The 25,759-nt window shown below is 51.5% G+C and carries 21 protein-coding genes, 1 tRNA gene and 1 pseudogene; 13 read left to right on the top strand and 10 right to left on the bottom strand.

Annotated features, from left to right (window positions below):
* Both B2952_RS07395 and B2952_RS07390 read left to right on the top strand, forming a co-directional pair.
* On the top strand, nucleotides 1-955 hold a 955-nt coding region (locus B2952_RS07395; RefSeq protein ID WP_290734580.1), incomplete at its 5' end, for a Glu/Leu/Phe/Val dehydrogenase dimerization domain-containing protein.
* 255 nt (nucleotides 956-1,210) lie between these two features.
* Complete coding sequence (locus B2952_RS07390; protein WP_290734582.1) at nucleotides 1,211-3,235, top strand: putative bifunctional diguanylate cyclase/phosphodiesterase; 2,025 nt, start codon at nucleotides 1,211-1,213, stop codon at nucleotides 3,233-3,235.
* A gap of 9 nt (nucleotides 3,236-3,244) precedes the next feature.
* Here the strand turns inward: B2952_RS07390 and B2952_RS07385 are convergent, their stop codons facing one another.
* Both B2952_RS07385 and greA read right to left on the bottom strand, forming a co-directional pair.
* Nucleotides 3,245-4,069, bottom strand: coding sequence for a TatD family hydrolase (locus B2952_RS07385; protein WP_290734584.1), 825 nt, complete (start codon nucleotides 4,067-4,069; stop codon nucleotides 3,245-3,247).
* On the bottom strand, nucleotides 4,056-4,523 hold the full coding sequence (gene greA / locus B2952_RS07380; RefSeq protein ID WP_290734586.1) for a transcription elongation factor GreA: 468 nt from the start codon (nucleotides 4,521-4,523) through the stop codon (nucleotides 4,056-4,058). The genes B2952_RS07385 and greA overlap by 14 nt, the downstream gene beginning before the upstream one ends.
* 101 nt (nucleotides 4,524-4,624) lie before the next feature.
* Here greA and B2952_RS14165 point away from each other — a divergent pair.
* Together B2952_RS14165 and B2952_RS07375 are read left to right on the top strand one after the other, a co-directional pair.
* Nucleotides 4,625-5,110: pseudogene (locus B2952_RS14165) on the top strand (DUF2062 domain-containing protein); the annotation flags it as partial.
* Between the two features lie 99 nt (nucleotides 5,111-5,209).
* Nucleotides 5,210-6,454: a DUF1015 domain-containing protein gene (locus B2952_RS07375; protein ID WP_349679830.1), complete on the top strand. Its 1,245-nt coding sequence runs from the start codon at nucleotides 5,210-5,212 to the stop codon at nucleotides 6,452-6,454.
* 104 nt (nucleotides 6,455-6,558) lie between these two features.
* Here the strand turns inward: B2952_RS07375 and lexA are convergent, their stop codons facing one another.
* The 5 genes from lexA to grpE form a co-directional block, all read right to left on the bottom strand.
* Nucleotides 6,559-7,209, bottom strand: a complete 651-nt coding sequence (lexA, locus tag B2952_RS07370) for a transcriptional repressor LexA (protein WP_173382866.1) — start codon at nucleotides 7,207-7,209, stop codon at nucleotides 6,559-6,561.
* A 164-nt stretch (nucleotides 7,210-7,373) separates the two neighbouring features.
* Nucleotides 7,374-8,744, bottom strand: a complete 1,371-nt coding sequence (locus B2952_RS07365; RefSeq protein WP_290730259.1) for an FISUMP domain-containing protein — start codon at nucleotides 8,742-8,744, stop codon at nucleotides 7,374-7,376.
* Between the two features lie 9 nt (nucleotides 8,745-8,753).
* Complete coding sequence (locus B2952_RS07360) at nucleotides 8,754-9,257, bottom strand: FISUMP domain-containing protein (protein ID WP_290730262.1); 504 nt, start codon at nucleotides 9,255-9,257, stop codon at nucleotides 8,754-8,756.
* Nucleotides 9,245-9,655, bottom strand: coding sequence for a hypothetical protein (locus B2952_RS07355; RefSeq protein WP_290730264.1), 411 nt, complete (start codon nucleotides 9,653-9,655; stop codon nucleotides 9,245-9,247). Before B2952_RS07355 ends, B2952_RS07360 begins: the two co-directional genes overlap by 13 nt.
* 451 nt (nucleotides 9,656-10,106) lie before the next feature.
* Complete coding sequence (gene grpE / locus B2952_RS07350; RefSeq protein WP_290726619.1) at nucleotides 10,107-10,775, bottom strand: nucleotide exchange factor GrpE; 669 nt, start codon at nucleotides 10,773-10,775, stop codon at nucleotides 10,107-10,109.
* A gap of 327 nt (nucleotides 10,776-11,102) precedes the next feature.
* Between grpE and B2952_RS07345 the strand changes: the two genes are divergently transcribed.
* From B2952_RS07345 to B2952_RS07330, 4 genes are all read left to right on the top strand, one after another.
* Nucleotides 11,103-11,756: a hypothetical protein gene (locus B2952_RS07345; RefSeq protein WP_290726617.1), complete on the top strand. Its 654-nt coding sequence runs from the start codon at nucleotides 11,103-11,105 to the stop codon at nucleotides 11,754-11,756.
* Nucleotides 11,757-11,767: 11 nt separating this feature from the next.
* Nucleotides 11,768-13,456 carry a M3 family oligoendopeptidase gene (locus B2952_RS07340; protein ID WP_290734590.1) on the top strand — a complete coding sequence of 563 codons (1,689 nt, stop codon included), beginning with the start codon at nucleotides 11,768-11,770 and terminating at the stop codon, nucleotides 13,454-13,456.
* A gap of 80 nt (nucleotides 13,457-13,536) precedes the next feature.
* Nucleotides 13,537-13,621: transfer RNA gene (locus B2952_RS07335), tRNA-Ser, on the top strand.
* Nucleotides 13,622-13,645: 24 nt separating this feature from the next.
* Nucleotides 13,646-13,963 (top strand): hypothetical protein, encoded by a 318-nt coding sequence (locus B2952_RS07330; protein WP_173366588.1) that lies wholly within the window; start codon nucleotides 13,646-13,648, stop codon nucleotides 13,961-13,963.
* 74 nt (nucleotides 13,964-14,037) lie between these two features.
* On the opposite strand, the gene B2952_RS07325 is transcribed toward B2952_RS07330, so the two are convergent.
* The gene (locus tag B2952_RS07325) at nucleotides 14,038-15,216 is read right to left on the bottom strand and encodes an RICIN domain-containing protein (RefSeq protein WP_290734593.1); all 1,179 of its coding nucleotides are present in this window, start codon (nucleotides 15,214-15,216) and stop codon (nucleotides 14,038-14,040) included.
* Nucleotides 15,217-15,412: 196 nt separating this feature from the next.
* Between B2952_RS07325 and B2952_RS07320 the strand changes: the two genes are divergently transcribed.
* The 4 genes from B2952_RS07320 (at nucleotide 15,413) to B2952_RS07305 (ending at nucleotide 18,619) form a co-directional block, all read left to right on the top strand.
* On the top strand, nucleotides 15,413-16,414 hold the full coding sequence (locus B2952_RS07320; protein WP_173372107.1) for a class II fructose-bisphosphate aldolase: 1,002 nt from the start codon (nucleotides 15,413-15,415) through the stop codon (nucleotides 16,412-16,414).
* A 121-nt stretch (nucleotides 16,415-16,535) separates the two neighbouring features.
* Nucleotides 16,536-17,330 (top strand): hypothetical protein, encoded by a 795-nt coding sequence (locus B2952_RS07315; RefSeq protein ID WP_290734595.1) that lies wholly within the window; start codon nucleotides 16,536-16,538, stop codon nucleotides 17,328-17,330.
* Nucleotides 17,331-17,453: 123 nt separating this feature from the next.
* A complete protein-coding gene (locus tag B2952_RS07310) occupies nucleotides 17,454-18,251 on the top strand; it encodes a hypothetical protein (protein WP_290734596.1) in 798 nt (265 codons plus the stop codon).
* Nucleotides 18,252-18,361: 110 nt separating this feature from the next.
* Entirely contained in the window at nucleotides 18,362-18,619 is a 258-nt protein-coding gene (locus B2952_RS07305) for a zinc ribbon domain-containing protein (RefSeq protein WP_290734598.1), read from the top strand.
* A 2-nt stretch (nucleotides 18,620-18,621) separates the two neighbouring features.
* Here the strand turns inward: B2952_RS07305 and B2952_RS07300 are convergent, their stop codons facing one another.
* Both B2952_RS07300 and B2952_RS07295 read right to left on the bottom strand, forming a co-directional pair.
* A complete protein-coding gene (locus B2952_RS07300; RefSeq protein ID WP_173381807.1) occupies nucleotides 18,622-22,599 on the bottom strand; it encodes a response regulator in 3,978 nt (1,325 codons plus the stop codon).
* Entirely contained in the window at nucleotides 22,596-23,666 is a 1,071-nt protein-coding gene (locus B2952_RS07295; protein ID WP_173381808.1) for an HD domain-containing phosphohydrolase, read from the bottom strand. Before B2952_RS07295 ends, B2952_RS07300 begins: the two co-directional genes overlap by 4 nt.
* Before the next feature lie 219 nt (nucleotides 23,667-23,885).
* Between B2952_RS07295 and B2952_RS07290 the strand changes: the two genes are divergently transcribed.
* The gene (locus B2952_RS07290; RefSeq protein ID WP_290734600.1) at nucleotides 23,886-25,757 is read left to right on the top strand and encodes a glycoside hydrolase family 43 protein; all 1,872 of its coding nucleotides are present in this window, start codon (nucleotides 23,886-23,888) and stop codon (nucleotides 25,755-25,757) included.
* Nucleotides 25,758-25,759 lie beyond the last annotated feature (2 nt).

Here is a 25,759-nt window from a genome sequence, read left to right as displayed (position 1 = left end):
CGACTTCGACCCGAAGGGCAAGAGCGACAACGAAGTGATGCGTTTCTGCCAGTCCTTCATGACTGAACTCTGCAAGCACGTCGGTGCCGACACGGACGTTCCGGCTGGCGACCAGGGTACTGGCGCTCGCGAAATCGGTTACATGTTCGGTCAGTACAAGCGCATCCGCAACGAATTTGTGGGCGTTCTCACCGGTAAGGGCCTCTCCTACGGTGGCTCTCTCGCCCGTACCGAAGCTACTGGCTACGGCCTCTGCTACTTCACCCGCGAAATGCTCAAGGACCTCGCCAACGACTCCTTCGAAGGCAAGACCGTCGTGATTTCCGGTTCCGGTAACGTTGCCCAGTTCGCATGCCAGAAGGCTACTCAGCTCGGTGGTAAGGTCGTGACCATGTCCGACTCCAACGGCTACATCTACGACCCGAACGGCATCAACCTCGACATCGTTCTCGACCTCAAGAACGTGAAGCGCGCCCGCATTAGCGAATACGCCAAGCTCGTTCCGGGTTCTGAATACCACGAAGGTTCTAAGGGTGTTTGGACGGTCAAGTGCGACATCGCTCTTCCGTGCGCTACCCAGAACGAACTCGACCTTGAAGGTGCCAAGGCTCTTATCGCTAACGGCGTGAAGGCCGTTGCTGAAGGTGCAAACATGCCGTCTACTCCGGAAGCTATCGAAGCCTTCCAGAAGGCCGGCGTCCTCTTTGGACCTGCCAAGGCTGCTAACGCTGGTGGCGTGGCAACATCGGGTCTCGAAATGTCCCAGAACTCCGAACGTCTCTCCTGGACCTTCGAAGAAGTGGACAAGAAGCTCGAAGGCATCATGAAGAGCATCTACGCCGCTGCTTCCTCTGCCGCTGTCAAGTACGGCCAGAAGGGCAACCTCGTCATGGGTGCAAACATCGCCGGCTTCCTCAAGGTTGCCGATGCCATGAAGTGGCAGGGCGCTGTGTAAGCGAGATTAAGTCGGGCAAACAAAGTTTGCCCTCCCGTTCAAGCTTCGCCTGAACGAAAGACTTTCTCAAAAGCCTCTGGCAAAAAGCCGGGGGCTTTTTTTTTATTTGGGAGGGCAGCGCCCTCCCTTGTCTTATACTCCAAGTTGGAATACTTGAAATTGGAACGTGTTTTTGCTTACAAAAATATTTTGTTTCGACTCGGAATAATCCACATTGTACATTTTTGATTTAAATTTTTTATCATTGGTGCCGGAATGAAATTATTCGACGAAAACATCATATTGCGCTTCGCCCTTCTGTTCGCTTGCGTCCTTTTTGCGGCGTTTATTCCCGGCATCCTTGACTTTACCGACAATTACCTGATGCTTGTGCCCTATGTGCTTGCCATCGTGTTCCTTGCTTATGTGTCGGTTTTTTACCGGTTCCCTACGGCGCTGAACCGGAAAAAAATTCGCAACGACATTGAAATTCCGAGTTCTGTCGAAACGGAACCGGTCCGCGATTTCGAAAAGGACCTCCACGAGCATGACGAAATTTTCCAGATGATGATAGATGTCTCGCAGGACGGCTTTTGGACGTACAGCGTTGCGACGGGGAAGGTCTACTGGTCCAACCGGGTCGCAAAACTCCTGGGAGCGAAGGGAGGCCTCGATGATTCGTTCTATGCCCTGAAATCCTACATCATGGAGAAGGACTGGACCGAATTCAAATCGGTGCTTTCGAAGGCCTTGGCCGAAGGCGGCAATTTTTCGTGTACGCTGCGTCTCTCGTCGCGTCGAGCAAACGGATACGACCAGGTGGTTATCGCGGGCCGTACGCAGGTGGATACCGAAAACAGGCCCGTTCGTGTGATAGGGTTCATCAGCACGGCGATGGACAGCAAGGCGGTGGAGCGTCAGAACTATTTCTACGTATACCAGGATGCCCTGACGGGGGTCTACAACCGCAAGTTCTTCCTCGAGAAGCTCAAGACGGACATGGAAGCGGCTTCGCTCAGGCACGACAGCACGTTGGCGGTTGTCCTGCTCGATATCGACAGCTTCGGCTCCATCAATGCTTCCTATTCGATGAATTTCGGGGATAACGTCCTGCGGATTGTCTCTGAACGTATCAAGGCTTTCTGCAAGGAAGAAGACATTGTGGCGCGAATCGGCCCCGATGTCTTTGCGGTTATCCTGCACGATGTCGATCTCTCAGACAAGGAGACGGGGCTTCTCTCGACGGTCAAGCAGCTGCACAACAAGGTGAAGTCCCCGATCCAGCTCGACGGCCGCGACCTGTTTATCAGCATCTCGATGGCGGTGGTCGTGAATACGGATGCCGACTGCGTCGAGGATATCCTTGCGAGTGCGAATGCGGTCCTCCGCAACCTTAAGAAGAGCGTGAATCACGGCAGTATCCAGTTCGTGACGGGAGGCATCCGCGAGAAGGCGATGAAGCTCTACAGCCTCGAATACGAGATCCGCCGCGCCATCCAGTTCCAGGAATTCGTGCTGATGTACCAGCCGATCGTGGATATTGGCGCGGACAACGCGATTGTCGGCTTCGAAGCGCTGGTGCGCTGGAACAATTCGAAGCAGGGGATCGTTTCGCCGGCTGAATTCATCCCGCTGGCCGAAGAGACAGGCCTCATCGTTCCGATGGGGGCGCTTATTTTGCGCATGGCCTGCGAGCAGACTAAGAAATGGGTCGACATGGGATACGAGAATATCCGCGTGGCTGTGAACTTCTCGGCGCGCCAGTTCTCGATGGAAAGCATGGTCGACGATGTGAAGAAGATTCTCGCAGAGACGCACCTCAACCCGCGCAACCTGAAACTCGAGATTACCGAATACACGGCGACGTGCGAAGTGGAGAAGGCGGCCGACATCATGCGCTCGCTCTCGAACATGGGCCTCCAGATTTCTATCGATGACTTCGGCACGGGCTACAGCAGCCTCTCTTACCTGAAGCATTTGCCGGTGCATACGCTCAAGATGGACAAGTCGTTTATCGACCACGTGGCGGATGACGAGGAAGATGCCGCGTTTGCGAAGATGGTTATCGGTATCGCGAAGTCTTTGAACCTGAGCATTATTGCGGAGGGCGTGGAGACGGTGGAACAGCTCGAATTCCTGCGTAGGGAAGGCTGCCGCCAGATCCAGGGCTTCTACTTCAGCGAGCCTCTTTCGCCGGAAGATGCGCTCGACTATATGAAATTACATTATGCGGGGGATTCCGCCGTGGCTCCTGCGGCAGATGCTGCCGAGAGGGAGCTGGCGCAGGTCGTGCGCGCCTAGCGTGTTGCCCTAGATCCCGTAGCAGTTGCGCGTGTTTTCGCGACAGTGCCTGTAGAGTTCCTCTATGGGCACGTCTTTTATTTCGGCGAGTTTTTGCGCGATAAAGGGGATGAGGCCGGAATGGCACGGCTTTCCGCGGAAGGGGATGGGCGCCATGTAGGGGGAGTCCGTCTCCAGGAGCAGGCGGTCGAACGGTACGAGGCTTGCCGCGTCGCGGACGTTCTGGGCGTTCCTGAAGGTGACGATGCCGGTAAACCCGATGTAGATTTCCGCATCGAGGGCGAGGAGCGATTCTGCGAATTCGGGGGTGCCTGTAAAGCAATGGATATGCAGCTTGTGGCCGCGGAGGTCGGCGTTTGAGAGGACGGCAAGTGCATCGTCGTCCGCTTCGCGCAGGTGGAGCACGAGCGGCTTTTCGCTCTGGAGGCCGATTTGGAGGTGGCGTTCGAAAAGCTTGACCTGGGCGGCCTTCGTCTCTGCGCCGTAGTGGTAGTCGAGGCCGAATTCGCCGCAGGCGACACATTTGGGGTGGGCGAGGTATTCGAGGAGGCGGGCCTCGTCAGCCGCGGTTTCCGTTTCCACGTATTCCGGGTGGATTCCGTAGGCGGAATAAACGTTGCCGTATTTTTCGGAGAGCTCGCGGCCGCGGGCGAAGTCGGCGGGATCGCATGCCACATGGACAAAGGCTTCGGGAAGCGCGAGGCCGCTTTCGGAGGCGGCGGGGGAGCGGAGGCGCGCGAGGAGGGCCTCGAAGGTTTCTCCGGCGTGCCGCTCGTAGGAGTCGATGTGGCAATGGGTATCGATGAACATGGCGTCCACTCTAGTACGCGACATCCACGATTTCGTAGATGATTTTGCCCTTGGGGGCCTGCACTTCGACGCTTTCCCCCTGCTTCTTGCCGATGAGTGCCATTCCGACGGGAGATTTCATGCTGATGCGGCCTTGGAGGGGGTCAATTTCCTTTTCGCCGACGATGCTGTAGGTCTTTTCGCGCTTCGTCTTTTTGTCTCGTAGCTTGACTGTGGCTCCGAATCGGATGGAACCGTCGTCTGGAGCTGCCGTTTCGATAATTTGCGCCCCGTCGAGGATGCGGTCGAGTTCCCGGAGCCTGCGGTCGATTTCGCGGACGCGCATGCGGCCGTAGGTATAGGCGGCGTTTTCGCTGCGATCGCCTTCGGTCGCGGCGGCCTGGACCTGGTTAATCATGGCCGGGCGTTCCACGTATTTTAGGTGTTCCCATTCGGCCTTGAACTTGTCGAATCCTTCCTTGGATATCAGGTGTTTCATGCCCCAAATTTAGCAAATTGTGGAGTTTCTTTTTTCTGGGTTGTTTCGTCATGTAAATTTTTCTATCTTGCGATCTGAAATTTAAAAGATGTTAGGGAAAAATGGTTTTATCGAGAAGAAAGCAGGAATCAAAATACAAGAGGCTGAGTAGGATCTACTACAACCGCATGTTCCCGCGTAGGCAGGATGCGCTCAAGGTGGCGTGGTCCGTGTTTATCGGCGTGTTTATCGGTGTTTGGCCCACGATTGGTTTTGCCATTATTCTCACGGTTGCTCTTTGTGCGCTGTTCCGCCTGCCGAAGGTTCCGGGTGTCGTGGCCGACTTCGTGGCAAACCCCGTGACCCAGTTCGGCATATTCTATCCCTCGGGCTATTACATCGGTTGCAAGATTGTCGACCCCGACCCGATCAAGTTCGACTTTTTGGGTGAATTCGAACGCATGTCTATCCGCAACTGCCTGGATATTGTCAAGAACCTCTGGGAAAACGCCGCCGGTCACCTGCTTGCGTTCATGATAGGCATTACCATCGTCGCGATGATTACCGGCTTTATCTTCTTCTTCATTGCGTATTTCGTTGTCAGTTACCGCAAGAAGAAGTGGATCGAAGGCAAGACCGGCTATATCCATAACCTCATTTCCGAGGACGAAGTTTTAATCAAGGAATCTCACAAAGGAAAGAAGCCCATGATGCACATCTACCCGTTCAAGGCCCTTCGCCCGGTGAACCCCGCCGAGGCCAAGGACATTTCCGCTCTCCCTTACGACGTGATGAACCGCGCCGAAGCCAAGGCCATGGCCGAAGGGCTCCCGCATTCCTACCTGCGCGTGACCCGTGCCGAAATCGAACTTGACGACAGCGTCGACCCGTACGACCCGAAGGTCTATGCGCATGCCCGTGCGAACCTCGACAAGATGATTGCCGATGGCGTCATTGCGCACGACAAGAAGGACTGCCTGTACGTTTACCGCCAGACGATGAACGGCCGCGAACAGTACGGCCTGGTGTGCACCGTGCCCGCCGCCGACTACTTCAACGGCATTATCAAGAAGCACGAACTTACCCGTGCCGACAAGGAAGAGGACCGCCTCCGCCACGTGCTCGACACCAACGCCAATACCGGTCCGGTGTTCCTCACTTACCGCGACAACGGCCAGTTCGACCTGTTCGGTGCCGTTACCAAGCGCAAGCCCGTCTATGACTTCGTGAGCGACGGCGACGGCTTTGGCCACACGGTCTGGATTATCGATGACGATGCCGAGATTGCCGCCATCCGCAAGAGCTTTGAACAGATTCCGGTGAGCTACATTGCCGACGGTCACCACCGCAGTGCCGCCGGAGCCCGCGCTGCAAGCTACCGCGCGGAACAGAACCCGAAGAACACGGGCGAGGAGGAATACAACCGCTACCTCGCAATCCTGTTCCCGAGCACGCAGCTCAAGATTCTGGACTACAACCGCGTGCTGAAGGACTTGAACGGCCGCACGCCGGAGCAGCTCATGGAAGAACTGGGCCTCGTGTTCGATATCGAGCCGCTCGCCGAAATGCAGCACCCGGCAAAGCAGAACCAGGTGAACATGTACCTGGGCGGCAAGTGGTACGCCTGCACGTTCAAGGACAAGTTCCTCAAGAACCTGGGCCCGGTCGACAGCCTCGACGTGGCCTTGCTCCAGAAGCTCGTGCTGAAGCCGATTTTCGACATTGACGACCCGCGTACCTCCAAGCGCATCGACTTCGTCGGTGGCATCCGCGGTCTTGGCGAACTCGTGAAACGCGTGGACAGCGGTGAATGCGCCTGTGCCTTCGCGATGTACCCGACCACGCTCGACCAGCTCATGAACATCGCCGATGCGGGCGAGATCATGCCGCCGAAGAGCACCTGGTTCGAGCCCAAGCTGCGCGACGGCCTCCTGGTCCATACGCTGGACTAAGGCTTGTGCCGGTTCTGCCGGATTGATGGGCAGGAAACAGGGTCAAAGCATTAAAGCCTCCGCACTGCGGAGGCTTTTGCTATAGTCTTGGTCTTTGGCCGGAGTTAGTTCACCTTGCGCATGACACCGATGACACGGCCCGCGATGGAGAAGTCCTTTCCCTTGTTGACGACGATGGGACGGTATTTCGGGTTGGCGGGGCGCAGTTCGATATGGTCGGAGAGCGGCTGGTAATACTTTACGGTCGCCTCGTTGTCTACCTGGGCCACGATGATTTCACCGCGTTCGGCAGTCTTTTGTTGGCGGGCGAAGATGAGGTCGCCGTCGAAAATGCCCGCATTGATCATGGAATCGCCCTTGACGCGGAGTGCGAAGACATCGGAGCGGCAGGCGAGGAAATCGCGGTCGATGGTGACCGTACCTTCGAGGTTCTGGACTGCAAGGATGGGCGTACCGGCGGCGACTCGGCCAACGATGGGAATCTCGATGGTGTTGCTCGGTGCCGTTTCGGCTGCGGAACCGTCGGTGTCGACAATTTCGATACCGCGGCTGAGCCTCGGGGCTCGGTTGAGGTAGCCCTTCTTGATGAGGGCGGCCAGGATGGAACGGACGCCGTTTGTCGATGAGATTTCAAAGTGGTTGCCGATTTCACGGACTGTAGGCGGCATGCGGTTTTCTTTGGAGTACTTCTTGATGTACTCGTAGATTTCCTCTTGACGGGCTGTCAATTCTTTGCGCTTGCTGTTGTTTTCCATATGGACCTCGCTATGGCTTGGTGTTTACCTACATAAATATAATGAACATTTGGGCAAATGTCAATAGGTTCACTGCACAAAAATGCAATTTTTTTATACTAGGCCCCCAAAAAACAAATAGGCTTCTTTCTTGAAGCCCACTTGCTTGCTTTTGTTTGCCTATGTTAAAAATGAATTTCGTTATTTTTAATACAGCGGATTGTGTAGGAATTCAACTTCTTTGCGGATGAATTTTTCAAATTTTCTCCGCAAATCATCCATCTGCTAGCGCGTGTTTCGCCAGAATTGTTCGAACTCCAGTAGACAACGCATTCTTCATCGCGGATATTTTCGTTGTCTTCGCCATAGTATGTGTCTGGTTTTGCACTAAATCCGTAAAGATCGATACCTGGCTTTTTCCACCCAAACGCCGCCCGTAGCGAAATACCTATAGGGGCTTCGTAGCTATTATCTCGGACAAAATTACCAAGTTGTCTCCAATCGTCATCAGAGGGAAGATGCCAACCAGAAGGACATGTTTTTTTTGCTTTGTCCCAATCTCCGGTTCCATAATCCATTGCAAACCACTCTTGTTGGCCAATCACAACACTTTTGATGACTTTTCCATTTTTCAAGGCTCTAATGTTTCGACGTGGGGCAGGTCTTTTTCCCCAGACAATTCGACCATTAAACCCTTTCTGTTTGATTTCTTTTTCTGGAAAGATTGCGTAGCTTTTCCATGAAATGTTAGACATATTTGCAAATCCTATTATCCCATTTTTTGTTATAGAGAGTAAGGGTGTTCCTTTTGCATTGGATTTCCCAAAAAGTAAACGATCATTGATATAGTAGCTAAATCTTTCCTGTTGTCCTGTAATTAATCTGATTAAATTTCCTTTGATGTCAAAAAATGTTTTGGAGTGCCTGTTTTGCTTGTTGATTTTTTGAATGAAAAGCGGAGAAAAATCGCCTTGACTTGTAATTGCGTCTCCGCAGGCTTCGTACCATTTTTCGAGTCGTGATTTGATAGCCTCTTTCTTTTCGTCATTAATGCCAAGTGCTAAGTTATATCTAATCATGGCAAGATCGTTTTCTAGCGGCTCTGGTGTTACTTCTCCGATTACGGTAATGATGGATGAAACTTGATATGATTCTGGTGAGAGGGCGTTTACGCATGCTTCAATCATGGCGCGTTTGTCTGATAGCGAGTTGGAAGCTTTGACTGCATTTAGCTTAAATTCACCTGTTAGCTCAAAAAATTTTGCTTCGAATTGGGGAAGATCGATTTCATAAAAATGTTGGCATTCTTCATCGATAACTTCATTTAAGGATATAGAACTACATCTGTCGTTCATTTTTGCGATGGAATTAGCTTGTTCCCATAGTGCATTATATTCTTGCTCTTGATTTTGATCAAGAGAGAACTTGTTCTTCATATTCTTAAGAAGATTTATTCTGTCTTTTATATCTCCGCTAGATTGATATGTGACGGTGACATCGCTGGCAGATGCAGCTATGACGAATACAAATAAAATCAAAAGAAATTTTTTAAACATACGGTCTCCTTAATCCTGGATGCACCGGACTGCGTAGTATTCGTTTTTATTGTCTGTTTTCGACTCGAAAAATTTGTAGCTGAAATCAACGTCCCAAACGAAGGCGTTTTTCTTGTCTGCTTCCGAACTTGTCCAATATGCAGAGAACGCTGTTTCATAGCAAAACCCTCCGCTGGATGTCTTGTCATTTCCAAAACATCCGAAACTAATTATATCTTTGTTTTTTATTCGATTTTTTTCAAGAGTTAAGAAGTCTTGTTTGCTTGGTAAATGAAAACCTGCGGGGCAAGCGTGAATAGCGCTCTCCCAGGTATAAACCATGTTGTTGTCTGCGCATGGTTTACCATCATTACTCTTTTTGTAACATCTTGCTCCTTTCATGGCTTTATTGACGTTGTCTGACATCCATACTTGTTGCCCAATAGTGACTGTATTTCCTGCACAACCAGAAAGAAGCATGCCACCGATGATTAGAATCGCGTAGCATTTTTTTATTGAATTTATTTCCACCATTCTTTTTCTCCAGATTCATTCGATGAATTCTCATTAGTGTTATCTTGTTGATTGGATGAAGTGGTTTTTTCTTCTGGTGAATTTTGCTTAGTTTCTGTTGTTGGAATGTTTTGTGCTGGCGTAGATGTTGAATATGTACTTTCCTTAGGATAGTTTGGGGGGTTATCAAGATAGCGGAATCCTTGACGAATCATGCAATTTTTTACAGTGGAAGCGTATTTTTCATCAGGAATTTTTTGCATGCTTACATCATATTCGCATTGCGCAAGAGCATTTTCTGTATCAAACTTGTTATATCCTTCTTTATACCATGCTGGTGGATTAATAACGCATGAGATGAACAGGCATGCAGATGCCACTACGGCCGCGTAATTGAAAATGCGTTTGATGTTTTTCATAAAGTCTCCGTTTTTTGCTGATTAGTAAGCTGCGGCTCGAAAACAGAGGCCTTGTGGCATTTCTTTGCAAAAAAAAGGCGTGTGTTGCCAATCAATTGTTTGCAGACTGAGGCTCGGCAAAGCCATAACGCACAAACAAAAGTCAACAACCCACGCCCCGAATGGGACGTGAGCGTTTGCCTATTACCTTCTGCGTTTGAATTTTGCCGATTCCAGTCAGGAAGGTAATAAGAAGCAAAGCTCTATAAATCCGGTCGCAGGTTTACCTGCTATGTATCGAAAATATAAATAAACTTTACTGAATTTGATAATTTTTTTGATTATTTTGGCAAAAAAGCACAGAATAAAGACCTAAATGTGGGTTTCGTCATTTTTTTTGGGATTGCACGAAAAAAATGGCGCAATACAAAGCGTAACTGTGTCTAAAATAGCGGGGGAGTGTCATGCGGGTTTATTTCCCGGAAGAGACGATGACCTTCGCGGTCTTGAGGATCTTGTTCTTGAGCTTGTAGCCCTTCTGGAACACGGTGACAACGTGGCCTTCGGGCACGGTCTCGCTGGGCTGCTGCATCAGGGCTTCGTGCATGTTCGGGTCGAATTCCGCGCCTGTCGGGTCGATTTGCTCGAGGCCCGCGTCGGTCAAAATCTTCGCGAACTGGTTGTAGATCATCTGCATGCCTTTTTCGAAGGCTTCCAAATCCTGGGCCTTGTTTTCGCTCGCGAAGGCGCGCTCGAAGTTGTCCTGCACTTCGGAGAGTTTTTCAAGGAGCTTGCCGTTGGCGGTCTCGATGAGTTCGAGCTGTTCCTTGGCGGTACGGCGGCGGTAGTTGTCGAATTCGGCCATCAGGCGGAGGTTGCGGTCATTTGCGGCAGCGAGTTCGGCCTTGAGAATTTCCTCGGCAGATTCCGTAGGTTCGGCAGACTGTTCGGCGGCTTCCTCAGCGGGCTGCTCGGCGTCGGCAGGTGCGTCCGCAGATTGGGCTGCGTTGGCCTTGTCCTCGGTTGGTGAGCCTGTCGAACCATCCATCTCCATAGCGTCTTCGGCGGCCTTGAGCACGTCATTTTCGAATTTTGCCTTTTCTTCTGCGGTCGGTTCCTGTTCGTTCAAATCTTCTGCCATGGTATTCTTTCCTTTGATTTTATTTTTCAGCCCAAATTTAGCAAAAAACATGCCAATGCCAAGACCATGGAATAAGGGCGTTATCAGGTCCCCGAGAGTATTATTTTGAAACATTGTTATCAAATGTATTTCTAGGTTTAAATCAAGTATGAAAATCAGAGCAATCATGGTTATGATCCTCCTCCCTGTTTTCTATATATTTAGTTTACATAATCCGCATTATCGGCAATTAAATATTCGGAGAAATAGGGATTGATCGGCCATGCTTGTTGAACGACAGTCCTTTTGGGACATTGAATCAACGTGTTTTTGTTATATTGTGAAAAAATGAAGAAAATCCTTTTTATAACCTGCATTTTGTTTCTTGCCGCGGCCCTAATGGACGGCTGCGCCGTGACGCGAAAAATCGACGCGGCGAGCATCATGCGGAACATGAAGGTGGATTTTCGGCAGTTTACGCTCGACTCGGTACAAATCCGTCCCGACATTGTCGATCAGCTCGGCGGAGCCGTTATCGGAGGAATCCTGCCGAACCCGAATGTCGTCGCGTTCGTGCAGAACCTCGCGAAGGGCATCGTCAACATCGATCTCGGGTATGCGTACCTGGGTATCGTTCTCGACGTGAAAAATTCCGACGTCGATACGCTCTGGCTGCGGGATTTCGCTGCGCACGTGTCGCTCGACACGCTCATGGACCTGCCGCTCGAACTCAAGGATTCCGTCACGCTTATTCCCGGCGAGAACAAGGTTCGGCTATCTACGCGCCTCCCGCTGGACAAGAGAATTTTCAAATTCAAAGAAATCGCAGAAGTCAAGGCCGCAGGCAAGCTTGTTGTGGCGCTCGGCCCGGAAGGCGAGTCCGTGTCCTTCGACTTCAACGATTCCCGCACGATTTCGCACGAGGAAATGGTTGCCATTGAAGACAACGTAAGGCAGACCATCCTGAACAGTATATTGAAAGACTGGGTCGGCGGGCTGTAACCGGAGGAAAAATGAACCGCAAGTATGTTCCCGAAAACCTGAATGTCGATGATTCCCACGAGGTTTCAAAACTTTACCAGTCCTTGCTGCAGCGCGAGATTCCTGTAAATTCCGCGAAACTCCGCCAGTGGATTCTGGACTGGAGCGAACTCGAATCCGTTTTGGGCGAAGTGAGCTGCCGCCGTTATGTGGCGATGACCTGCAACACTGCCGACGAAGAAGCTGCCAAGGCCTACGAGAGCTTTGTGGAGAACATCCAGCCCATCATGAACGAATACGACGACAAGCTGAACAAGAAGCTCGTCGCCCACCCGGCGAAGAATGCGCTCCAGGATGAATTCGGCGAATGGTTCAAGGGCGTCCAGGTTTCCTTGGACCTGTTCTCCCCCGACAATATCGCGCTCGAGACCGAAGAGAACAAGGAAATCCAGGCGTACCAGAAGATTACCGGTGGCATGAGCGTCGAATTTGATGGCGAAACGAAGACCATGCAACAGATGGCCGCCTACATGGAACGCACGGACCGTGAACTGCGCGAACGCGCCTGGCGCACCATGTGGGATCGTCGCCTCAAGGACAAGGAAGCGCTCGACAACTCGTTTGATAATTTATTCTCAATCCGCAAGCAGATTGCGAGGAACGCCCACTGCAAGGACTTTATCGATTATATATTCCTCGCGAAGCACCGTTTTGACTACTCCCCTGCCGACTGCGAAGCCTTCCACGAGAGCATCGAGAAACTGGTCCTCCCCCTCCAGAAGGAAATGTACAAGAAGCGAGCGCAGAAGATGGGCCTCGAACGCCTGCGCCCGTGGGATTTGAGCGTAGACCCGATGAACCGTGCCCCGCTCAAGCCCTATAGCACCGGCGACGAACTTATCGAGAAAGTCGACCAGATTTTCGAGAGCATCCATCCGCAGGCAGGCAAGTGGGCCCGCGAGATGCAGGTGAAAAAGCTCATCGACCCGGATTCCAGGCTCGGCAAGGCTCCGGGCGGCTACCAGATCGGTTTTGACGAGAGCCGCCTCCCCTTTATCTTCATGAATTCGGCCTGCACGGACCGCGATATCTACACGCTCCTGCACGAATCGGGGCACTCGTTCCACCAGTTCGCACTTGCGGACCAGCCCATTTTCCCGTACCGCGACGTTCCCGCCGAATTCGCCGAAGTGGCAAGCATGAGCATGGAACTCATCGGCATGTCGAACCTGAAGCCTTTCTACGGTGATGACCGCGAAGCGATCGAACGCAGCACCATCGGTGAACTCGAAGATGTCGTCTGGCTTTTCCCGTGGGTCGCGAGCGTAGACAGTTTCCAGCACAGGCTTTATAACTTCCCCACCCATACGGCGGAAGACCGCAGCGATATCTGGGACGAAATCATGTCCCGCTACGATGCCGGCGTGGACTACACCGGGCTCGAGGCCGTGCGCCGCAACCTCTGGCAGAAGCAGCTCCATATTTTCGAGTGCCCGTTCTACTACATCGAGTACGGGATTGCCCAGATCGGGGCCCTGCAGGTGTGGGCGAACTTCAAAAAGGACCCGAAAAAGGCCATCGACGACCTCTTCCGTGCCGAAAGTCTCGGGAGCAGCCGCCCCGTGAAGGAGCTCTTCGAGGCCGCAAATATCAAGTTCGACTTCTCCCCCAGGACGCTCGAACCGCTCATGCAGGTCGTGTGGGATGAACTGGGCAAGTAATTTTTTGCAAATTTTTGCGAAAAAAGGCCAAAAACGCTTGACAAGCATGAATAAAATATCTATATTTGGCCTCACATCCTGGAGGGATGGCCGAGTGGTTGAAGGCGCACGCTTGGAAAGCGTGTTTACTTTACGGTAACGAGGGTTCGAATCCCTCTCCCTCTTCTAAAATTTTTCGGAGGTACCCCGATGTCCGATCAGAGAGTCTATCTTGACGATATCTATGCTAGCAAAGAATGTCAAGGCTCTGTATTCCGTGCCGTTGTCATGATGGCGCATGAAGCCCGCTTCCTCAACAACCAGGCTGGCCAGGGTTACATCCAGCTCAACAAGAAGCCCACTACCATCGCCATGTACAAGTTCAAGGAAGGCAAGCTTTCCATGATCGAAAAGGCGAACAACGATGTTACGGATGAAGCCATCGCCGCTGCCGAAGCTGCCGATGCTGCCGCACCGGAAAACGTGGCCGAGAACGCCGCCGCTGCCGATGCCGCTTTCGGTGTGTAATCGCTAAATCAAGCAAAAAAATTTCGCCCGGCTCTCTAGCCGGGCTTTTTGCATTTTCAGGCAATGAGCCGTTTTTACTTCTGGAAAAGAACTTTATGCGTATTACGGTTGCGGCCGAGCGGTTGCCGGCCGATGTTCCGGCCCTTCAGGTCAAATATCCTTGTCGGGGCAGCCTGCAGCTGAATGTCGCGGATACGGACAATCCTCGTTATTGACGTGTCAGTTTTGCTCGTGTCAGAAGTATCGGGAGCGACGACGCTCGTATCGCCAGCAGAAGACGTATCGGGCTTCGTGCCCGCTTCCTCGAGTTTCCAGATGAAGGATTCGTCGCGGTCCACCTTCCGGTTCTGCTGCACCTGCTTGCCCACCGCCTGCAGGTAGAGCCCGCTCTTGTAGTTCTTGAGCAAGAAGGCATTCGGCATATTGACTCCGGCATCATCGAAGGTATAACGCTGGTGAGCACCGCCGTTGTAACCGTAGGTCGAGGCGACAATGCCAGCTGCAGTGGATTCGTTCGGGATATCCACGACGCGGCTCCCGAGCTGAATGTAGTAGGTAACGGGGTTATCGCCCACCGAGAAAATTTTCACGAAGGTCGCCGTATCGCTACAATCCATGAGTTCGAGCGCATTGCTAGATGTAATTCCCATGCATTTCTTTGTTTCGCCGAGGGACTTGATCCTCCCCTCCTTGTAGAACGCCACCTTGAACAGCTGCTGGTAAATGGTCTCTACGAGAATCACGTGGTTTATCAGGTCTTTTTCGGACTTGGCCTCGCTCGCCTGGTTCAGGCCATACGGCCATATATGCTGACGGTCGCAATGGAGTTCCGCATTCGGGCCGTCCATTTCACGGAGTTTCGCCTGGACCTTGTCGTTCCTGAACACACCGTCCACGCAAGTTGCCGCATATTCCGACGTGGTCCCGACGCCAAGCGTGTGCGCCATCTCGTGCATGGCCGTGGGCACCACCATATAACTGCGGTTCTCGCCAAACCGGAGGTCGCCGTTGCTGCTGGCCTCGGCCGTGGGCACTCCCGGCGCGTAGTAGACGTTAATGAACTTGGAAAGGTTAGAGTAGGTGTTGTAGAGCTTGACCGCCGAATCCATCACGGCCGTAATGCGCTTGTAGGCGTCCTGCTCGTCGGCAGTCGGGTTCGCGGACTTGTGGAGCGTGTAGGTGACCTCGGCATGCGAAAATACCGCCATAAGGGCAATGGCCGACACCGCTAGCAAGCTTCTCTTGAAAAGCATAGATACTCCTTAAAACCAGACACCTACACTAATATACATTCATGGCGCAAGGTGCGCAAGTAAAAACAAGAAAACCGGACAGGCACGCGCGGAACGGCGACGAAATTGGTGGACAAAACAGTGTGAAAATGCTATCTTTAGCCCCGTAACTTTTAACCGGCGATGCAAGTCGCCAAAGAATCAAGAGGTAAAACAAATGGCAGTTTCTTACAAGGAACTCGGCCTGGTGAACACCAGGGAAATGTTTGCAAAGGCTGTTAAGGGTGGCTACGCTATCCCGGCTTTCAACTTCAACACCATGGAACAGATGCAGGCCATCGTGCAGGCTGCTGTGAAGCAGAAGTCTCCGGTGATCATGCAGGTCTCTAAGGGTGCCCGCAACTACGCCAACGGCACCATCCTCCGCTACATGGCCCAGGGTGCTGTTGAATACGCCAAGGAACTCGGCTGCGCCAATCCGCAAATCGTGCTCCACCTCGACCACGGTGACTCTTTCGAACTCTGCAAGGACTGCATCGACAACGGTTTCTCTTCCGTGATGATCGACGGTTCCGCTCTTCCGTACGAAGACAACATCGCCCTCACCAAGAAGGTTGTTGAATACGCTCACCAGCACGACGTGACCGTCGAAGCTGAACTCGGCGTGCTCGCCGGTGTGGAAGACGAAGTCCAGGCTGAAGAATCCCACTACACCAAGCCGGAAGAAGTGATCGACTTCGCTACCCGTACGGGCTGCGACTCCCTCGCTATCTCCATCGGTACCAGCCACGGTGCTTACAAGTTCAAGCCGGAACAGTGCACTCGCGACCCGAAGACTGGCAGGCTCGTTCCGCCTCCCCTGGCATTCGACGTGCTCCACGCCATCGAAAAAAAGCTCCCGGGCTTCCCGATCGTGCTCCACGGTTCTTCTTCCGTGCCGCAGGACGAAGTGGACACCATCAACGCCCACGGTGGCAAGCTCCCGGATGCCGTCGGTATTCCGGAAGAACAGCTCCGCGAAGCTGCCAAGTCCGCTGTTTGCAAGATCAACATCGACTCTGACAGCCGTCTCGCCATGACTGCCGCTATCCGTAAGTATTTCGACGAACATCCGGAACACTTCGACCCGCGCCAGTACCTCAAGCCGGCTCGCGAAAACATGCAGAAGATGTACGAACACAAGATCGTCGACGTTCTTGGTTCCAACAACAAGCTGTAATGTTTGATTTGTCATCCTGGAGGTCGCGCAGCGACCGATAGGATTCAAGCCAAAAGCTTAAAGACCGCTAGGCAATCGCCTGGCGGTTTTTTATATTTAAAGCAAATTAAGGAGGTCTTTCGTGATTCGCAAATCTTTTTTTCTTGTTTCTATTGCCGTATTGTCATTGAATACTGCATCCTTGGCAAATAAATGCACGGATGTCTGGTTTACGCATCTCGCGAATCCATACCTCAATCCGGAAAGCGAGTTTCACATTGATTCATCCTACTTTAACGAAAATGGAAACGAGTGGACGCATAAATACATCTACAAAGATGGGAAAATCGCCGAAACACAGTATGATACCAAGGAAGAAGGCGAAGAAATTCGTATTTCCCCTTTCTACAACGACACGAATGAGACCGCACTAAAAAACAAAGGTATCGAATACATCGTTTCTAAATGCCAAGCGAAAGATACGTTATGTTACCAAGAAAAAGTTTACTCCAATGGTGAATACGGCGGGATAAAGACAACTAAAATTACGCCGAACTATATTACTGTAGAACAGGTTGAAGACAAAATTCATTGGTTAACTGAATATATTTTGACACAAGACTCCGTGATACAAAAAAGATACTTCGATTACAATACGGATTCCGTTAGAACAAGTCAAAAAGTCTATGCAGCAGATCCAAATAATGACAACAAATGCTATGAATACGATGCCGATGGCCAAATTAATTACACCCTGTTATACAAGCCCAATGAAAAAGGTTATTCTGTAAGTGTTGAAAGCGAAGACTACTTTAGAGAATTCTTCTTTATAAAAACCGAAGGAACAACCTCCCTCCACAAAACAGTCAAGCCCGTCAAAATCTCTCCCAAGGCCCGCTACTTCGACCTGCTGGGCCGTTATAAGTACACGAGATAATCCCACGTTCTGCCCCCACTGCGGGTGCGATGTCAATAGGATTCAAACAAAAAGCGATGGAACCGTTAGGCACATGCCTGGCGGTTTTTTGTTATATTTAAAGCAAATTAAATAGGAGGAAAAATGGAACAACTCAAAAAAAGCAATTTTATCGCCTTGTTTTTTGCTAGTGCATTCGCGATAAGCACCACCGTTTCTGCTAACACTTGCACAGACGCCGTTTTCAAAGAGATTGCTGGTTACTACATGATTGAAGATAGCGGACTCCAATTAGATTCCGTCATCTCGCCAAATCTTTACAATCAAACATACACATACTCCAATGGCAAAGTGAGCAGAAGCCAATTTTTCGAGAAAGAAAGCGGCTCGACCTCCACAATGAATTACTATTGGAACAAGGATGAAAGCACCTTGACAAAACAGGGCATCGAGTATTTCATGAAGGATTCCATCTCAGGAGATACCACATTTATTTTCGAGAATTATTATGTCCAGGGAGTCTTGGGGAACCAAAAGACCATAAAGGTGACAAGTCAGTCCGCAAGCGTTCTGACAAAAGATCTGGATTTCGGTCAAGAAATTTTCGAGGAAATCATCAACAAGGGCGATACCGTGGTCATCAACAGATACTCCGGGAAGGACAATTCGGCATCGCTGTCCAATACAAAATTGTATGTAAGCAGCACGGAAAGCGACAAATGTCTTGAACTGAACAAAAATGGAATAATCGCCAATACGATTACTTACGAACCCATGAACGACGGCTATTCGTTGTCATTTTATTCCGATGGATTCATAACGATACATTATTATTCAAAAACCGAAGGAACCACCTCTATCCGCAAGACTGTTAAGCCCGTCAAAATCTCTCCCAAGGCACGCTATTTTGATCTGCTCGGCCGTTATAAATTCACGAAATAAACGAAGATGCCCGCCTTAGTTCGACATGCTCACTACAAGCCGCGGGCATGACAATGCTATCCTCCATTATCCATCATCAATTATCAATCATCCATTATCAATCATCAATTATGTACTGCCCTCACTGCCATTCCGAACTGAAAGATGACGCCACGTTCTGCCCGCATTGCGGGAGCGACGCCAATACCGGCTGGAAAGAAGGCTCAGAATTCACCGACCTCGAAACGCCGGATTACGATGAAATTTTGGAGAATGAATTCGGGACGGACGAATACGGCAACAAGAAGAAAAAGGCGAACCCGTTCGCCATCGCGGCTGCGGTAATTGTGGCGCTCGCGTTTGTCGCTGCAATGGTTCTAGCCCGATAGCCTTACGCGAAGGTTTTCTCTATTTCCTTGATGGTGTCTTCGGCTTCGCTAAACTCGTAGTCGTCAATCTGGTTAACGAGCTTTGTGATCAGGTCATTGACCTGGTCGCTGAATGCGAGATTTTCGACGGAATCCAGAATGCGCTTGCATTGTGTCGATGAACAGGAATCAACGGCCGGTTTCAGTTCTTCGAGGGCTTTTTTCAGTTTTTCAACCGCATTCGGATCTGCAACTTTTTGCGCCGGGGTCGCCTGTTCTGTGGCGATATCCTTAAGCACAACCGAGAGGTCTTCGATCAATTCGTGGAGCGCTGATTCAAATGCGTTGTATTCGTCAAAATTACGCTGCTTTTGCGATAGGGTGTTTTCTACGGCTGCACCGAGCGATTGGACATGCGTGGAGCCGATGGTTCCGCAAAGGCCCTTGATGGTATGGGTAATGCGCGTCGCCTCTTCGAATTTGGATGTCTCAATTTTCTTGCGCAGGTCCAGTCCTGCATAATCGCGAACAAAGCCTTGCAGGATTCTCAAGTAAATGGTCTTGTTGTTGTTCGCATGGTAGAGACCGGAAGATGCATCGAAATTTCTGACCTTGGAGAACTGCGACACAAATATCGAATCGTCTTCGGCCATCTGGTTCTTGCCGGTCGAAACGACTGTCCGCTGTGATTCTGCTTCTTCGGCCGCAACGGGAAGGAACTTGGCCAAGTCCTCGTATAGCAAGGTCGGGTCGATCGGCTTCACGATATAGGAGTTCATACCGACCTCGAAGCATTCTTCCTTGTCTTTCTGGAATGCGCGGGCGCTCATGGCAAGAATCGGGACTTTCTTGAAATACTCCTCTCCCCTGCCTCGGATTTCCTTTGTCGCCGTAATGCCGTCCATCACAGGCATCTGCAGGTCCATAAGCACCAGATCGAAGGAATTCGGTTTCAGGAGGTCGAGCGCTTCCTTGCCGTTGTTCGCAATCATCGTGGTTAGCCCGACAGAATTCAGGAGGGATGTCGCCAGTTCCTGGTTCATCTGGTTGTCCTCCACGAGCAGGACCTTCGCCGGCTTGAAATAAATTTTGCGTTTTTCCTTCTTGACGGCCTTTCGGTAGGTAAGCGTCAGACCTGTGGCTTCTTGCAGGGCGCTGAGCAGCGAACTGATCTGTAGCGGTTTCGCAACGCAACTGTTATAGCCGAGTTTGACAGCCGTGTCATGCTCCTGTTCCTCGAAGTGGAGCGGGTGCATGAGAATTTTCGGGATGGAACGCATGGATTGCGGGATTCCCTTTGCAAAGTCGAACCCGGTTTCGAGGCCCATCTTGTAGTCGACGAGGAAGATGTCGTAGGGGGCTTCCTTGGCTTCTTCGTGGGCTTGGATAAGGTCGAACGCCTCGGCTGCCGAACAGGCTTCCTCGACCACGCAGTTCAACTTGGAAAGGATATGGCGCAACACGGCGCGAGCGTTTGCGCAATCATCCACCAGCAACACGTTCTTGCCGGCAAACGAATTGACGCTCTTCCATTTCGGCGTGCTCGCCTGGGGCGCTATCGGAATGGTAATCGTGAAGAAGAATCGAGAACCGACGTTCTGTTCGCTTTCGACCTGCATCTGTCCGCCCATGAGTTCCACGAGCGATTTGGAAATGACAAGCCCAAGTCCCGTGCCGCCGTACTTGCGGGTCGTGGAACCGTCCGCCTGGGTGAAGGCCTTGAATAGCCTCCCCTGCTGTTCGGGCGTCATGCCGATGCCCGTATCCTTCACGCTGAAGGCCAGGCGCACGTTCTTGTCGGTCATGCTTTCGATCTGGACTTTCAACGTGATGTCGCCTTTCTCGGTGAACTTTGTCGCATTGTTCACGAGGTTCGTGAAAATCTGCGAAAGGCGTAACGGGTCGCCCATGAGTGTTTCGGGGATGTCCGGGTCCACATCGACAATCAGTTCGATGGGTCGGCCGGCGATTCGCACTTCGGCAAGCGATGCCACTTCGCTGATGACATCCTGCAAAACAAACTGCGTGACTTCGAGTTCCTGTTTTTTGGCTTCGATTTTCGAGAAGTCGAGGATATTGTTGATGATGCCGAGCAGGGACTTTGCCGCATGGCTGATGCGGTCGACAAAACCGCGCTGGCGCTCGTTCAATTCCGTTTCCGAAATAAGGTGTGCCATGCCGATAATCGCATTCATCGGGGTGCGGATTTCGTGGCTCATGTTGGCGAGGAATTCGCTCTTTGCCTGGGTGGCCTGTTCTGCAATTTCCCGAGCGGCCATGATTTCGGAAATGTCCGTCATCGAGAACATGTAGCCCACGATAGATTCCTGGGCCTTGAGCGTTACGGCTTCGCCGCGGAACCAGATTTCGCTCTGGCCGTTCTTGGACGGCAGCATGAACGAATCCTTCCAGATTTCGCGCTTGTCGAACGCCTCGTTCAATTTTTCCATCACGTTGTCGGGGAAACCGCACGAAGTAAGGTCGTTGAGGGAGAATCCCAACAGGTTCTGCCAGTCCATGCCGAAGATGTCGCCAAGTTGCTTTGACATGTACTTGATATGTCGGCTCCGGTCAAAAATCATGAGCAGGGAGCGGTCGGCCGAAAGCATGATGGTGTCAAGGATGGTGTCTTTCTGGATGCCGCTCGTTTCATCGTTCAACATGAAGAGGTAGCGGATGCTGCCGTCGGCTTCGGAAAGGAACTGGAAGAATATCTTCCACCAGAATTCTTCACCCTTCGAATTCTTGATCATCACCATCGTCTGGCGTTCGCTGGGGTGCAGTTCGCCTCCCATCGCCACGCGGTGTGCAAATTTCTTGAACTGCTCGGACGGAATGTATTTCCAAAGGGTTTCTCCCTTGATATCTTCACCGTCGTTCAAGAAATCGATAATCGTACTGCTAGCCTGCAGAATGTCGAAGGATTCGTTTGTGAGGATTAGCCTTAGATTAGGGCTCGACAGGAGCGTATCGAAAAGCGAACTGGAACTCACGCTGTCGTTCAAGTCTTTTTCGATGAAATGTTTGAACAGGACTCGGGCGATAAGCCCCGCAAGGAGCATCAGGATGATGACTGCGAGAATGAGCGTCAGCTTGATTCCCTGGAACCGTTCGTTGAACTTTGCGACGACGGAGTTCTGGTGTAGAATGCGCACGACATAATAAGGCGACTTGCTCATGGGCGACATCATGAAGACGAAGCTCTGCCTATGGTTGTTGGTGCGTTCCAGGCGGAGGACTACGCCTTTCCCATACATCATGAGGGAGTCTACGTCGAAATCGCTCGAAACCATGTCGAGAAGCGTGCGAATGCTGTCCAGGTCAATTTTGCCAAGGTTCGTCTGCTCGGGATAATGCTCGATGATGTTGCTGTTGTTGTCGAGCAGGAGGATGATTCCGCCTTCGTTCTTGTCGACGCCGCTACTGAGCGTCTGCTCCAGTTCCTGCGTTTCCACATCTTCGGCCACGACGCCCTTCACATGTTTGCTTTTGTCTCGGATGGCTTTGGAAAGTGTCAGGACTTTCTTGTTGTTCGGTTTGCGGAAATTGGGCCCCGTGATGGCCACAAGCCCGTTGTTTCGCGACGCTTCCAGGTACCAGTCTTTGGTTCTGAATTCAGAAACACCTTTGTCAAGCGTGTTGCCCCGTGCGCTGATGTATTCGCCGTCGGCAGAACCGAAATAGACATCTACATGTTTTTCGTTTCCTTGCAGGTGCTTTTGAAGAATGGACTTTGCATTCTGCTTGTTGATTCCGGACGCGTTTGATACAAATTTCGAAAAAAGTTCCTGTCGCTTGGAAATGAGCGCCTCGCATGTTTCGACGGTCCGTTTTAGGGCGATTTCGGAACTGCTGTAGGCTGTAGAAATCAGGGAATTTTCGAGATAGTAGAGGAATGCAAAGACTAGCAATACGGTTGCGATGATAATCGGAATCGTATAGACAAAGGAAATGCGCCAGCTCAGCTTACGGCGCTTTGCGTTTGCGGCACTTCTCGTCAAAATGAATTATCCTTGAACTGTTCGTAGGTTTGGGGGAGCTCGTCTGCGATGCTGATAAATGCATCCACGACATCGGGGTCGAATTGAGTGCCCTTCCCGTTTTGAATTTCCTTGACCGCATACTGGTGCGGATAGGGATCCTTGTAGGGGCGTTTGGATACGAGCGCATCGTAAACATCGGCGACCGCCATGAGCCTGGCCCCTACCGGGATTTCGTCTCCCTTGAGCTTGCGCGGGTAACCTTCCCCGTCCCATCGTTCGTGGTGAGCCCATGCGATATCGGCAGCAATCTTTACCATAGGATTGTCATGGAGTTCATGCGTGGCGTTCATGAGAACGTCATAGCCCATCTTGGGATGCTGACTCATGATTTGGCGTTCGCTGTCGTTGAGTTTTCCCGGCTTGCGCAGGATTTCGTCCTCGATGCCGACCTTCCCTATGTCGTGTAGCGGAGCTGCGGTCGCATAGTAGTCGACGTATTCCATGGAAGGAATCGATTCGGCAAATTTGGGGTTCTTCTGGAGAACTTCTGCAAGCCGCTGGACAATGACCTGCGTGCGTTTGATATGCCCGCCCGTTTCGGGGTCGCGGAATTCGGCAAGCGAACCGAGGCTTGTAAGCATCACCTTGAGGGTCTTGCGTAAATCGGCCGTTTTTTCGTCGACAAGTTCGTGCAGGTGGTCTCGCTGGCGTTTGTATTCGAGCTGGTTTTTAACACGAAGGAGCACAAGTTGCGGATTGCAGGGCTTGGCGATGTAGTCCACCGCTCCGAGATCGAGGCCGGTCTGTTCGCTGTCGCTGTCGGACTTGGCTGTCAAGAAAAAAACAGGGATATCCTTAAGGTCTTCCTTGGTTCGCATGACGCTTAGCGTTTCGTAACCGTCCATTTCGGGCATCATTACGTCGAGAAGGACAATATCGGGGTGTACTTTTTCGGCAATCGATATACCTTTCTTGCCGTCCTTGGCCACATAGACATCATACTGGGATGATAAAACGCCTTCCAGGATCTCGATATTCGTCTTTGTATCGTCGACAATTAAAATTTTGGCACGGGGTTGTTCCATAAGCCCAAATATATGTTCAAAAAACGAAATAAGACAGCCTGTTTTATTCCAAAGTGGAATAAGGGAAAAAACGTAATGCCTTGACAGGCTTTGTTTTATTACCAAAAACTTACTTTATTATTGCGTTTTACGTTGATAATTTGTAAATACAAAAAACTACGACGGGGATTACGCCAAATTGAATTAAATTATATTAAAGAGCGAAAAAAGGAGTCCAAAATGGCCATGGTTTGGGTAAAAAAGGAAATTTTAGCGCTACTTTTTTGTGCGGGCGCTGTTTCTGCACAAGTCGATGTTACCCCCTTCTGGCGCTCTGTCGACAGCGTTAGCCGGAGCCTGGGCAACTCGGCCAACGACCTGTATACCGACCTCACCCTCCTCGACACCATAAAGCTTGCCGGGGAAACCTTCCCCATCACCTGGAAAAGCAGCGACACGCTGTTCCTCACCCACGACGGCCATATCAACGGCAGGTTTGTGGGCGAAAACAAGCAAGTGACCCTCACGGCGACTATTCACGACGGCCTGAGCGCAAAGACGCAGGACGTGCCTTTAAAGGTCTCTATCCACGGGTACGAACCCTACTCCAACTACCTTTTCGCGTATTTCCCGGCCAACGACAACGAGAATATCTACTACGCGCTGAGTAACGACGGCTACAGCTTTACCGCCATGAACAACGGAAAGCGCGTGGTGGCCGCCGACACGGTAAGCATCAAGAAGGGGCTCCGCGACCCGCATGTGCTGCGTGCTCCCGACGGCTGGTTCTACATGGTGAATACCGACATGAAGAGCGCCGAGGGCTGGGCAAGCAACCGCGGCATGGTGCTCATGCGCTCCCGCGACCTCATCAACTGGAAGCACGCCACCGTACATTTCCCCGACAAGTACAAGGGCAAGAACTTCGCGAACGTGACTCGCGTCTGGGCCCCCGAAACCTTCTGGGACGACACCTTCGACAACGGCGACGGCACCAAGGGCCGTCCGCTCGTGTACTTTTCGCTGTTGACCAACGATGGCACCATCAGCTACGACAAGGTGTTCTACGCCTACTCGAACAAGGACTTTACCGATTTGGAGGGCGACCCGCAGCATTTCTTTGACCGCGGAAAATCGACCATTGACATGGACATCGTCTACAACCCGGTCGACAAGTTTTACCACGCCTTCTACAAGAACGAAGGCGACGGCGGCATCTGCAAGGTGACCGCAAGTTCGCTCATGCCCAAGAGTGGAGCCGCCAGCGGTTCGCAGTGGAGCAAGCCGAGCAAGGCCCTGCAACAGACGACCGAGGCCGTAGAAGGTGCAGGAGTCTTCAAGCTCATCAACCAGAATTCCTGGGTACTCATGTATGACTGCTACATGAACGGGCATTACCAGTTCACAAGCAGCCCCGACCTCGAAAATTTCAAGTTCGTACAGGATACCAAGACGAGCGGAGCGTTCACGCCCCGCCACGGCACCATCCTGCCGGTCACCGCCGAAGAGACGGCAGCCCTCATGAAGGCCTTCCCCACGCCGGACTTTGAACCGCGGGTAATCGATATTCCCGATTCCATAGGCGTGTGCGACGGGAAGAAGGTTGTTGGTCCCTGCAGCGGCACGAAGATTGTCCCCTACGTGAAGGTAGATGACGGTGGATGGAACGAAACGCTTGACCTGAAGGTCGCGAAGGGCGCTACAGTGCAGTTCGGCCCGCACCCCTGGGACGGCAAGATCTGGAGCTGGGAAGGCCCTAACGGATTCAAGTCGACGACTCGCGAAAACTCGCTCAAGAACGTGGACGGCGACTTTAGTGGTTACTACTCTGTCGTTTACACGAACGAGACCGGATGCAAGAGCCAAGCCAAAATCAAGATTGTAGTGGACGATCCGGACAAGCCCTATAAGGAACCCGATACCACAACTCGCATCGCCGAGCGCAGCCTGAATACCCGTGGTCTCGAACTCTCGGGATTGCCCGTGCAGACAATTTTCTTCACTATCCATGGACAGGTTCTTGAAGGAAAACCGCAAGTGCAAGGTCTATATATTCGAAAAGAATTGTTTGAAAACGGGACATCGAAAATTTCAAAGATTAGCGTAAGGTAAAA

Origin of the sequence: Fibrobacter sp. UBA7003 (assembly GCA_002449765.1) — a bacterium.
Lineage (GTDB): Bacteria > Fibrobacterota > Fibrobacteria > Fibrobacterales > Fibrobacteraceae > Fibrobacter.
Note: the sequence above shows the minus strand (reverse complement) of the source record. Positions and strands in the feature narration are given on the sequence as shown.

Excerpts from the sequence above, each read along its gene's own strand:
- B2952_RS07390 (WP_290734582.1), top strand. The coding sequence starts at position 1,211 with ATGAAATTATTCGACGAAAACATCATATTGCGCTTCGCCCTTCTGTTC.
- B2952_RS07385 (WP_290734584.1), bottom strand. The coding sequence starts at position 4,069 with ATGTCGCGTACTAGAGTGGACGCCATGTTCATCGATACCCATTGCCAC.
- greA (WP_290734586.1), bottom strand. The coding sequence starts at position 4,523 with ATGAAACACCTGATATCCAAGGAAGGATTCGACAAGTTCAAGGCCGAA.
- B2952_RS07375 (WP_349679830.1), top strand. The coding sequence starts at position 5,210 with ATGATGCACATCTACCCGTTCAAGGCCCTTCGCCCGGTGAACCCCGCC.
- lexA (WP_173382866.1), bottom strand. The coding sequence starts at position 7,209 with ATGGAAAACAACAGCAAGCGCAAAGAATTGACAGCCCGTCAAGAGGAA.
- B2952_RS07365 (WP_290730259.1), bottom strand. The coding sequence starts at position 8,744 with ATGTTTAAAAAATTTCTTTTGATTTTATTTGTATTCGTCATAGCTGCA.
- B2952_RS07360 (WP_290730262.1), bottom strand. The coding sequence starts at position 9,257 with ATGGTGGAAATAAATTCAATAAAAAAATGCTACGCGATTCTAATCATC.
- B2952_RS07355 (WP_290730264.1), bottom strand. The coding sequence starts at position 9,655 with ATGAAAAACATCAAACGCATTTTCAATTACGCGGCCGTAGTGGCATCT.
- grpE (WP_290726619.1), bottom strand. The coding sequence starts at position 10,775 with ATGGCAGAAGATTTGAACGAACAGGAACCGACCGCAGAAGAAAAGGCA.
- B2952_RS07345 (WP_290726617.1), top strand. The coding sequence starts at position 11,103 with ATGAAGAAAATCCTTTTTATAACCTGCATTTTGTTTCTTGCCGCGGCC.
- B2952_RS07340 (WP_290734590.1), top strand. The coding sequence starts at position 11,768 with ATGAACCGCAAGTATGTTCCCGAAAACCTGAATGTCGATGATTCCCAC.
- B2952_RS07330 (WP_173366588.1), top strand. The coding sequence starts at position 13,646 with ATGTCCGATCAGAGAGTCTATCTTGACGATATCTATGCTAGCAAAGAA.
- B2952_RS07325 (WP_290734593.1), bottom strand. The coding sequence starts at position 15,216 with ATGCTTTTCAAGAGAAGCTTGCTAGCGGTGTCGGCCATTGCCCTTATG.
- B2952_RS07320 (WP_173372107.1), top strand. The coding sequence starts at position 15,413 with ATGGCAGTTTCTTACAAGGAACTCGGCCTGGTGAACACCAGGGAAATG.
- B2952_RS07310 (WP_290734596.1), top strand. The coding sequence starts at position 17,454 with ATGGAACAACTCAAAAAAAGCAATTTTATCGCCTTGTTTTTTGCTAGT.
- B2952_RS07305 (WP_290734598.1), top strand. The coding sequence starts at position 18,362 with ATGTACTGCCCTCACTGCCATTCCGAACTGAAAGATGACGCCACGTTC.
- B2952_RS07295 (WP_173381808.1), bottom strand. The coding sequence starts at position 23,666 with ATGGAACAACCCCGTGCCAAAATTTTAATTGTCGACGATACAAAGACG.
- B2952_RS07290 (WP_290734600.1), top strand. The coding sequence starts at position 23,886 with ATGGCCATGGTTTGGGTAAAAAAGGAAATTTTAGCGCTACTTTTTTGT.